The 9,753-nt window shown below is 30.9% G+C and carries 11 protein-coding genes and 2 pseudogenes; 8 read left to right on the top strand and 5 right to left on the bottom strand.

The window, feature by feature from the left end; genetic code table 11:
• The 3 genes and pseudogenes from J7M77_RS07650 to J7M77_RS07640 all read left to right on the top strand — a co-directional run.
• Nucleotides 1–173, top strand: a pseudogene (locus J7M77_RS07650) (6-phospho-beta-glucosidase); the annotation flags it as partial.
• Nucleotides 174–184: 11 nt separating this feature from the next.
• Nucleotides 185–1,501, top strand: a complete 1,317-nt coding sequence (locus tag J7M77_RS07645) for a PTS transporter subunit EIIC (RefSeq protein ID WP_296877242.1) — start codon at nucleotides 185–187, stop codon at nucleotides 1,499–1,501.
• 58 nt (nucleotides 1,502–1,559) lie between these two features.
• Nucleotides 1,560–2,450, top strand: a complete 891-nt coding sequence (locus J7M77_RS07640; RefSeq protein ID WP_296877241.1) for an ROK family protein — start codon at nucleotides 1,560–1,562, stop codon at nucleotides 2,448–2,450.
• A 56-nt stretch (nucleotides 2,451–2,506) separates the two neighbouring features.
• Here the strand turns inward: J7M77_RS07640 and J7M77_RS07635 are convergent, their stop codons facing one another.
• Nucleotides 2,507–2,932: an Rrf2 family transcriptional regulator gene (locus J7M77_RS07635; RefSeq protein WP_296877240.1), complete on the bottom strand. Its 426-nt coding sequence runs from the start codon at nucleotides 2,930–2,932 to the stop codon at nucleotides 2,507–2,509.
• 112 nt (nucleotides 2,933–3,044) lie between these two features.
• On the opposite strand from J7M77_RS07635, the gene J7M77_RS07630 reads away from it, so the two are divergent.
• From J7M77_RS07630 to J7M77_RS07610, 5 genes are all read left to right on the top strand, one after another.
• The gene (locus J7M77_RS07630; protein ID WP_296877239.1) at nucleotides 3,045–3,947 is read left to right on the top strand and encodes a hypothetical protein; all 903 of its coding nucleotides are present in this window, start codon (nucleotides 3,045–3,047) and stop codon (nucleotides 3,945–3,947) included.
• Nucleotides 3,934–4,767 carry a hypothetical protein gene (locus J7M77_RS07625; RefSeq protein ID WP_296877238.1) on the top strand — a complete coding sequence of 278 codons (834 nt, stop codon included), beginning with the start codon at nucleotides 3,934–3,936 and terminating at the stop codon, nucleotides 4,765–4,767. Before J7M77_RS07630 ends, J7M77_RS07625 begins: the two co-directional genes overlap by 14 nt.
• Nucleotides 4,754–5,662, top strand: coding sequence for a hypothetical protein (locus J7M77_RS07620; RefSeq protein WP_296877237.1), 909 nt, complete (start codon nucleotides 4,754–4,756; stop codon nucleotides 5,660–5,662). Before J7M77_RS07625 ends, J7M77_RS07620 begins: the two co-directional genes overlap by 14 nt.
• Nucleotides 5,663–5,984: 322 nt before the next feature.
• The gene (locus J7M77_RS07615) at nucleotides 5,985–6,962 is read left to right on the top strand and encodes a hypothetical protein (protein ID WP_296877236.1); all 978 of its coding nucleotides are present in this window, start codon (nucleotides 5,985–5,987) and stop codon (nucleotides 6,960–6,962) included.
• 741 nt (nucleotides 6,963–7,703) lie between these two features.
• Nucleotides 7,704–7,853, top strand: coding sequence for a hypothetical protein (locus J7M77_RS07610; protein ID WP_296877235.1), 150 nt, complete (start codon nucleotides 7,704–7,706; stop codon nucleotides 7,851–7,853).
• 286 nt (nucleotides 7,854–8,139) lie between these two features.
• Here the strand turns inward: J7M77_RS07610 and J7M77_RS07605 are convergent, their stop codons facing one another.
• The 4 genes and pseudogenes from J7M77_RS07605 to J7M77_RS16885 all read right to left on the bottom strand — a co-directional run.
• Nucleotides 8,140–8,685 carry an AraC family transcriptional regulator gene (locus J7M77_RS07605; RefSeq protein WP_296877234.1) on the bottom strand — a complete coding sequence of 182 codons (546 nt, stop codon included), beginning with the start codon at nucleotides 8,683–8,685 and terminating at the stop codon, nucleotides 8,140–8,142.
• Nucleotides 8,682–9,155: a hypothetical protein gene (locus J7M77_RS07600; protein ID WP_296877233.1), complete on the bottom strand. Its 474-nt coding sequence runs from the start codon at nucleotides 9,153–9,155 to the stop codon at nucleotides 8,682–8,684. Before J7M77_RS07600 ends, J7M77_RS07605 begins: the two co-directional genes overlap by 4 nt.
• On the bottom strand, nucleotides 9,152–9,529 hold the full coding sequence (locus tag J7M77_RS07595; protein WP_296877232.1) for a metalloregulator ArsR/SmtB family transcription factor: 378 nt from the start codon (nucleotides 9,527–9,529) through the stop codon (nucleotides 9,152–9,154). Before J7M77_RS07595 ends, J7M77_RS07600 begins: the two co-directional genes overlap by 4 nt.
• A gap of 96 nt (nucleotides 9,530–9,625) precedes the next feature.
• Nucleotides 9,626–9,753: pseudogene (locus J7M77_RS16885) on the bottom strand (heavy-metal-associated domain-containing protein); the annotation flags it as partial.

The following is a 9,753-nucleotide window of genomic DNA, read 5'->3' as shown; positions in this document are numbered from 1 at the left end:
TTTTAAATCCACAAATCGTTGCTGGAGAAAAAATGATCAATGTTATTAATGAATTATTAATTGCTCATAAAAAACATTTACCACAATTTGCAGCTAAGATTGCTGAATTAGAAGCTCAGGGAGTAACGATTAAAGACGACGTAGCTCGTGAATTAACTAAAGAAGAATTATAAGGAGATGTTATATGGACACTTTTGCAGAAAAATTAAGTATAATCGGTGCCTGGTGTGGACAGAATAAGTATCTTTCTGCCATCAAAAATGCTTTTCAAAACTTTATGCCGGCAACAATTGCAGGGGCAATTGGTATTTTATGGACTAATGTCTTAGTCAACAGCGAAACTGGACTAGGGAAATTATGGGAACCAATTATGGCTTTAAAAGTTATAAATCCAGTATTTGAAGCGATTCAATATGCAACGATATCATGTATAGCAATCGGTATAACGATGTTGATTGCTTCAGAAATAGCTCAAGCTAATGGTGAAAAAGGAACATATCCAGCTATTTTAGGATTGATTCTATTTATTATCGTAACACCAACAACACAAATTTTAAGTGATTTTGTTAATTCAAGCGGGGAAGTAGCAACATTTGTGGGAATTTCTTCTGAATATACAAGTGCGACAGGACTTTTTACCGGGATGATCGTTGCTATTTTAGGAATGGAAATATATGGTATTTTTAGAAAACTTGATGCTCTTAAAGTAAAAATGCCTGATGGAGTACCCCAAGGTGTTGCAAGATCATTTGAAGTTTTAGTACCAACTATTATTACTTGTATTGTTTTTGGTGCTATTGCATTGCTTTGTCAAGAATTAACGGGAGCTGAATTAAATGCGTTGATTTACAATTCGATTCAAAAGCCATTGACAACGATAATTGGAAATAATATTGTTGCAGTTATGATCCTATATTTAATTATTATGTTATTTTGGTTTATCGGTATTCATGGGGTTAATATGGTATCTGGTGTTAGAGATCCTATTTTTAAACCTTTGCTATATACAAATATGTTAGCTTTTGAACAAAATAAAGAAATTCCTAATACAATCAATTTAACGATGTTAGAAATGTTTGGACAGTTAACTGGTTCTGGAGTAACGATGGGACTATTAATTGCTATCTTTATTTTTGGTAAACGTGAAGATAATCGAGCAATTGCTAATTTATCTATTCTACCAGCTTGCTTTGGAATTAATGAAACAGTTACTTTTGGAATGCCATTAGTATTAAATCCAATTTTGGGGATTCCATTTATTATCACACCATCAATTAGTATTTTAGTAGGATGGTTATTAATTACAAGTGGGTTCTGTCCTAAGATTGTTTTAGAAGTTCCATGGACTACACCACCTTTATTACAAGGATTTTTAGCTACTGGTGGTGATATTAGAGGAGCAATAACCCAACTTATTGTCTTAATTCTATCAGTATTTATCTATGCTCCATTTTTTGTGGCATACGAAAGATTTCAAAATAAACAAGAAGCCAATATTTAAAAATGAAGGGAAAGATAATTGTCTTTCCCTTATTAACTAGATGAAAGGAAATAAAATTATGAATAAGTATTTAACTATTGATGTAGGTGGAACTTTTGTTAAATATGCTTTAATTGATGAAGTTTTAAATATAACTGAAAAACAGATTATTGCAACTCCTCAAGAATCACTAGATGAATTTATTGAAACAATAGGGGAAATATACGATCATTATCATGATGTGATTAAAGGAATGGCTCTTAGTATGCCAGGAATTATTGATCCTCAAACAGGTTTTTGTTTTACTGGAGGGGCATTGAAATATATTCAAAATATTCCAATGATTGAATGTCTTCAAAAAAGGTGTCCTACACTTATTTCAATTGGTAACGATGCTAAATGTGCTGCTAATGCAGAAGTTGGCTTTGGTAGTCTTAAAGATGTTCAAGATGCTGTTGTCATTGTTTTAGGAACTGCGGTTGGTGGCTGTTTGATTAAAGATAAAAAAGTTCATACTGGTAAACATTTTTGCGCTGGTGAATTTTCTTTTGTAAGTACGGACATTAATAATTATCAAGATTTTAGTAATACCTGGTGGCAAAAAAGCGGCAGTATTGGTTTATTAAAACAATACCGGCAATGTAGTAATACTGATGAACAATTAACTGGCAAAGAAATATTTACAAAAGTTTTAGCAGGTGATGAAAATGCCATAAAAGCGCTAGATTTGTATACTCTTGATCTAGCTGTTCAAATTTGTAATATTCAAACAATTTTTGATCCCGAAAAAATCGCTATTGGTGGCGGAATTAGTGAACAGCCACTATTATTTGAAATGCTTGAAAAAAATATTAAAAGAATCCTAGAACTAACTCAAGCTCCAATTCCCCTTCCCCAAATTGTTGCCTGTCAATTTAAAAATGATGCAAACTTAATCGGGGCATTATATCAGTTTATTAAAACTAAATAAAAGCAAAAGAGGAAATGATATTATTACTAAACAGTAATTTCATTTCCTCTTGTAGTTTATTGATTAATGTTTTTCAAAAATTGATCAATGATATCTTGTAAAGTTATTTCATCCATTTTAGTTTCAATGTGTTGTTGTATATCATCATAATATTCCTGCAAAGTATATTGGATATTTACCCCTACACCACATTCAGGATTAGTATGCGTGTTTAAGTGCAATAAAGGTTTATCACCTTCAACCGCTTTATAGACATCAAGCAGAGTAATCATTTTAGCATCTTTAGCAAGACTAGGTAAAGCATGACCGTGCACGCTTGATAAAATTCCGGCTTTTTTCATTTTGCTCATTAGTTGTCTAATAAAACTGGGATTTGTATAAATGCTATTAGCGATAGTTTGACTTGTTAAGTTTTCTAATGGATTTAAGGCAATAATGACAAGAATATGTACTGCATCACTTAATTTAACGGAATATTTCATATAGTCACCTTCTTTAATGTTAATTTTATAATAACATCTATTGACAAGTTCGTCAATTGTATGATAAATTGTTTAATGTATTTTATAAAATAACAACCAAGGAGGAGTTTATATGTTTAAAAACTTCGTTGATAAAAAGAACTATCAAGAAAAAATTGAAAATTTAGTGGAAAAAGTTAACAATGCAGATGCTATTCTTATTGGTGCAGCAGCGGGAATGTCTGCTTCTTGTGGGTACAACTATTTTTATTGTAATGATAAGTATTTTCAAAAATATTTTGGCGAGTTTCATAGAAAATATGGATTTACTGGTGCTTTTAATGGTTATTACTATCACTTTCCAACTTCAGAAGCAAAATGGGCGTTTAGAGCCAGATTTGGAGTTCTTCAATATGAAAGTGAGGCTAAACAGCCTTACCTGGATTTGATGGAAATTGTTAAAGAAAAACCATTTCATGTTTTAACAACTAATCAGGATTTTTTATTTACACACGTTATTACTGATGATAAATTGAGTCAAATTCAAGGAGATTTTCGTTATTATCAATGTAAAAATAGATGTCATGATGGTTTATATTACAATAAAGATATGATTTATAAAATGAATGATGCGATAGATGAAAATCTTGAAATTCCTTCTGATCTTATTCCTAGATGCCCAAAATGTGGCAGTGAATTAGAGCCATGGGTAAGAGGATATGAGTTTCTTGAAGGTGAAAGATATCATTATGAATATCAAAAATGCAGAGATTTTATAGACCTTTACAAAGATAAGAAATTATTGTTTTTGGAACTGGGAGTAGGAAGAATGACACCAATGTTCATTAAAGAGCCATTTTGGAATTTAACTTACTCATTGCCAAATGCGTATTATGTAACTATTAATCCTAATGATGCTTTGCTTCCAGATCAGCTAAAAAATAAAGGGACTACCATAGACGAGGATATTGCAAAGGTATTATCTGATACAGTTAAGCAGATGAAGGAGGACATAAAAAATAATGATAGAATTTAATCGGATTAGACAACGAATAAATGAAGCAGATGCCATTCTTATTGGTGCCAGCAATGGTTTTTCAATTTCTGAAGGTCTTAATATTTTTGATGACGGTTTGTCGTTTGAAAATCTATTAGGTGATTTTAAACGCAATTATGGAATGAGAAATATTCTAGAAGGATATTTTACACATTTTGAAACGATGGAAGAATATTGGGGATATATCAGTAGGCTTGTAAGTCATTATTCAGGAAATTATAAAGGAAGTGAAAATACACAGGCACTTTTTGAATTGATTGGCAACAAACCTTATTTCTTTGTTACTTCTAATGGAGAAAATCATTTTGAACTTGCTGGTTTTGATCCTGATAATATTTATGAAATTGAAGGTGGGTTTAAATATATGCAATGTTTACAGCCATGTCATTTAACTCTCTATCCAGCTATAGAAAAAATAAAAGAGATGTCAAAACAGGAAAAAGATGGAAAAGTCCCTAGTTATCTTGTTCCCTACTGTCCTCATTGTGGTAAACCAATGATCTTGAATGCGATGGTTAATTCAGCATTTATACCTAATGAACAACAGCAGGAACGTTTACAAGACTTTATCCAACAATATCATGATAAGAAAATTGTTGTTTTAGAATTAGGAATTGGATGGAGAAATCAGATGATCAAAAAACCATTAATGGATTTTGTAGCCAGTGCTCCATTAGCTACATACATTACTATCAATAAAGGAGAAGTATATATCCCCGCTGCAATTCAAAATAAATCTTATGGTCTTGATGGTGATCTAACCCAGATTTTAAAGGCGTTGGTTTATGATAAAAAATAACAAGAAATTTGTATTTAATATTCCTGATGAAATATCCTATCAAGATAAATATAGAGATCAAAATGAAAAAAATATAAAGGAAGCAAAAGAAATTTTAAATAATGCAGATGCAATTGTGGTAGGCATCGGCTCTGGATTATCAAGTGCCTGTGGCTACAATTACTATCATGAAAATGAGTTCTTTGATAAACATTTTTCAAAATACCGGCAAAAATATGGTTACAATAATTTGTTTTTTGGTTTGAATTATGTTTATTCCAATTATGAAGAACAATGGAGTTTTATTGCAGACTATGTTCAATGTATGCTAAATGAAAAAGGTGGAAAACCATACCAGGACTTAGCTGATTTAGTAAAGTTAAAGCCGCATTTCATTTTAACAACCAACATTGATACACAAGTATCCAAAGTGTTTTTAGACGATAATATTTGGACATTTCAGGGTGATGTACGTTTTCTTCAATGCAGTCAGCCATGTCACGATCAGCTCTACCCTATCACTCCTGCGCTAAACTACATGTTAAAGGGGAAAAGCGAATATGTGGTTCAACCTGATTCTATTCCTAGATGTCCTCATTGTCATAGAATCATGCGTCTTTGGGTAAGGGATGAAACGTTTTTAGAAGGAAAAAAATGGCAAAAACAAAGACAAAATTATCAAAACTTCATCAAGACTTATCAAAATGAAAATATTGTTTTTTTGGAATTGGGTGTAGGAAATATGACACCATCAATTATTAAGTTTCCTTTTTGGCAAATGACTAAGAAAATGGATAACGCTAAGCTGATTAGTATCAATTATAACGATACATCTTTGCCGGAACATGTGCGAGATAAAACGGTATTGTTAACAATGAATCTTAAAGATGCACTGAAAATATTAAATGAAATTTAAAAAATATCAAGATGTTAATTATGGCATATTTCGGTAAAAGAAGTATAAAAGTATATTGATTGATCTTTATATGCTTATAGTAAATGGTTATTTTGTAAAATTAGAGTAAATTAATGTGGAAGTGCTTATATCTTTGCTTTGAAAAAGAGAATAATGAATATTTATGTTTATTAAATATGTTTTAAAATGATTTCTTGATATAGTTATGTGATTGTCGTTTTAAGCTACACAATGTTTTATTACTTGTAGCATGGTAGAAAACATTTTATATGAATACTAATATTTAATGATTTTGAAAGAAATAAAATTGATTAGAAAGAGAGTGTGCAAAATGAGCTTTTATGAAGATTTGGTTATGGAAACACAAATGAAGAATTATTCAAGGAATTTTGGATTATATAAAGCAGGGGGAACCGCTTTAACGATGAGCAAGAAGCAGCCTTTGCCTTATCAACAACAGATTGAAAAGTTTGTTAAAAAGATTCAGGAAGCAGAGTGCATTGTTGTTGGTGGAGCCTCTGGTTTATCGGCGGCGGGAGGTGGCGACTTTTATTACGATGATACGCCATCATATCGACAATATTTTGGTAAGTTTGCTGAAAAATATGGATTCAAAGGTGCTTTTGATGGAATGACTTATCCATTTTCTTCAAGAGAGGAGTATTGGGGATATTTAGCTACATTTCTCTATACAACTGTACATGCACCAATCAGAGAGCCGTACAAAGATTTAGATACCATCCTTCATGGTAAAGATTTTCACATCATTACAACCAATCAGGATACCCAGTTCGTAAAGCTTTATAAGGAAGATAAGGTCAGTGAAATACAAGGTGATCATCGTTTTTTCCAATGTAGTCATGCTTGTTGTGATGATACATGGGATGCCATAAAACCGGTAGAAGATATGATCGTATCTATGAATGAAGGAACAAAGGTTGCTACTGAACTAATACCACATTGCCCTCATTGTGGTGCTGAAGCATTTCCATGGGTTCGGGGATACGGAAATTTTCTGCAAGGCAAAAAATATGAAGAACAGTATCAAAAAATATCAGATTATATTCTTGAAAACAAAAACAAGAAAATATTGTTTATTGAACTGGGGGTAGGAAGAATGACACCGATGTTTATTCAAGAACCATTTTGGGAACTAACAGAAGCCTTAGAAAATTCATATTACATTGCAGTCAATGATAAGTACGCTTTTCTTCCGGAAAAAATAGAAGATAAAGGAATGGCAATTGTTGGCAATATTGCAAAGGTGCTTAAAGAAGTCAAAAATCAAATGCAAATATAGTGTGCCTGGAGTGATTACTGAAATGAGCATAAAAAATATTTAAGTGATAAATCACGCTATTGAACAGGATTATTTGTTTTGGCAATAATTCCTGGATACCAAAATTGAATTTTGGATGGATCATAGCAGTTATCATACAAAAAGCATTCATTAAAAGTGTTGCTATTTTGCCTATTATTGGCTAATCAGTTTAATTTATCAAAAAAGTAAAGAGATATCTTAGCTATTGTTTCTTGTTATCATGATAGTTGTCGTCATGATGGGTGGTTTGATAAAGGTCATGGAAATAGAGCAGTATAGTATTACAAAAAATCATATAAAGAAAATCAAATATCATACTATAAAGAAGCCGATGAAATTATGGTTTATCATGATTAAGATGATGAAGTTGCAAAAGAAACCATTTTGAAAATGAATAATGATCCTACGTTGGAGCTGCTATATAATAAATTTAAAGATGCTGATAGATTGGATTGCTTACGATTGGGAAAAAAGCACAAAAGGCAGTTTTTTCAATTGTTAATAGAGCAAGGCTATATCAAGGAGAAGTTTCATTTGCTTAAGATATCCATTATAATAATTGCCTTGGTACAAAGGAAAGAATTTATCAGTAAAACACTGTATAATAGATATCATTGGATGGAATCTTATTGATTAGCTTGAAACAATTCAAAATTAAGAGATTCATTTATCTTCATAAAAGAAACATTTGGCTTGATAAAATTGACGAAATAATTATCTATGACAAATAGAGAACATGAAATAAAATCAATAGAGATTATTGGACTATGTACAGATATTTGTGTAATTGCAAATGCAATTTTATTAAAAACTCATTCTTCTGATACTTCAATTTTTGTTGATGCAAAATGCTATGTCAGTGTCTTATAATGCAGTTATTTTAGCTATGGAGAGTTGTCAAATAGCTTCATTAAATTATTTTAATGAGGATTAGCTTATATGATGAAATGTGCATAAGAATATTATAAAAGAAGTGGAAATAAAGGATCATACAGGGAATAAATAGTTTAATAGAATGACATCAAATGCCTAATGATGCAAGAAAGTTTTACTAGTGGTTATTAATTTTGTTGGAACTCAAGTATTTGCTTTTAATAAATAAGAAATCACTATAATATGCTTTTTCATAAAAAACTCATGCGTCTATGATATAAATTTAAGACGATGAGTTTTTATTTGTTTTTCTATATTCACTTGGAAGTATATTCATAACATCTTTAAATGCTTTTGAGAATTTACTTTGTGTTTCATATCCTAGCTGATTGGCAATATCGAAAATAGTGTCGGTTGAATTAATCAATAGATCAATAGCAATTTTCATGCGATACTCTTTCATGTAAGTAGCAATAGGCATGCCATAAACAGCTTTAAAAGTAGACTTTAAAGAAGAAGTATTGATAAGGTATTTTTTGGACAATTCTTCAATCGTATATCTTTTTCCATAGTTTTCTGTGAGAAAATCATGAATTTCTTTAATCAGATATACTTGCTGAGAGTTCCATTCAGTAATTCGTTTTTCTCTACTTAGGTCATAAAAATAAATATAGGATAATAATTCCATGATTTTCATTTTGTATAGTATGCTGTTTACATAAGGTGATTTATTAAAAAGTATAGAAAATATATTATCTATATATTTATTTGAGAAAATGGCAATTGCTCTATCAGTACAATATCTTTGAATAATAATATCCAGATTCATTTTATGTGCCTTAAAAAATGCAAGATTTCATCATCTAGATTTTTAAAATCAATGGAGATAGAAATACCACGATAAAATTCAGAAGGAAGCGACATTGTTGAATTGGCACAGCAGTTTAGTGACTGCATGGACAGATCACCGGCACCAAGATAAACAGAGTTGCCATTGGTCATGTTCCATCCTACTCTTCCGCTATAGCAATAATTGATTTCTAAAATATGGCTTGCAGCTTCATGATGAAAGTCAATCTTTTTTGCTGCAAAGGTATTGTACGAAAATTCAATCCCTTTAAATAGATTATATATTTCTACAATGCCCTTTCCATCAGTTCTGCTTGTAAAAGTATGAACATTATGAATTGTATCATTATCGGATGCTAAATTACTGCCTTGATGAAGAATAACTTCCATGGTTCTAGGTTCAATTTTTTCTAGTTTTTTTTGAATGTAGGAAAATTCGTTTGTTTTCATAAAATTTCACTTTCTTTTTTAGGACAGGCAATGTTTAATAATTCTTCAATTGATTTATGAAGAAATTTTGCTTCATTTGTATCAGCTGCCTTATAATACACTTCTTTACCAATTCGTTCGCTAATTACCAAGTGAGAATTTTTCAGTTGTTTGAGATGGTGTGATATTGCAGCACTGGTCATATTCATTAACGAAGATATATCAAGAACGCATTTTTCACTATGGCATAATATCCAAAAGATTTTAATTCTTGTACTATCACTTAGTAATTTAAATATATCAGCAATTATTTGAAAATCTTTTATCTGGGATATGTTTTCAAGAATAATTTCATCCTGTTTTCCATGATAATGAGGAATTTGTATATGTTTCATTATGCATCACTCCTTGTATAAATTTTAACATAGAGTTTTCTTCAACTCTAGAAAAAAACACCATATAAAGAAGATATGGTGCATTGATAAAAGCTATTAAATAAAGACTTCACAATCATCTTCAACCTTTTTGCAGCTGTTTCTAACTTTTTGCATAACGCTTTTTGGATCAGCTCCTTCTTCAAAGTCAACAATCATCTTTAAGGTCATAAAGTTGACAGTTG

Source organism: Thomasclavelia sp., assembly GCF_017889095.1.
In the GTDB taxonomy this organism is placed as follows: Bacteria; Bacillota_I; Bacilli_A; order Erysipelotrichales; family Coprobacillaceae; genus Thomasclavelia.
Note: the sequence above shows the minus strand (reverse complement) of the source record. Positions and strands in the feature narration are given on the sequence as shown.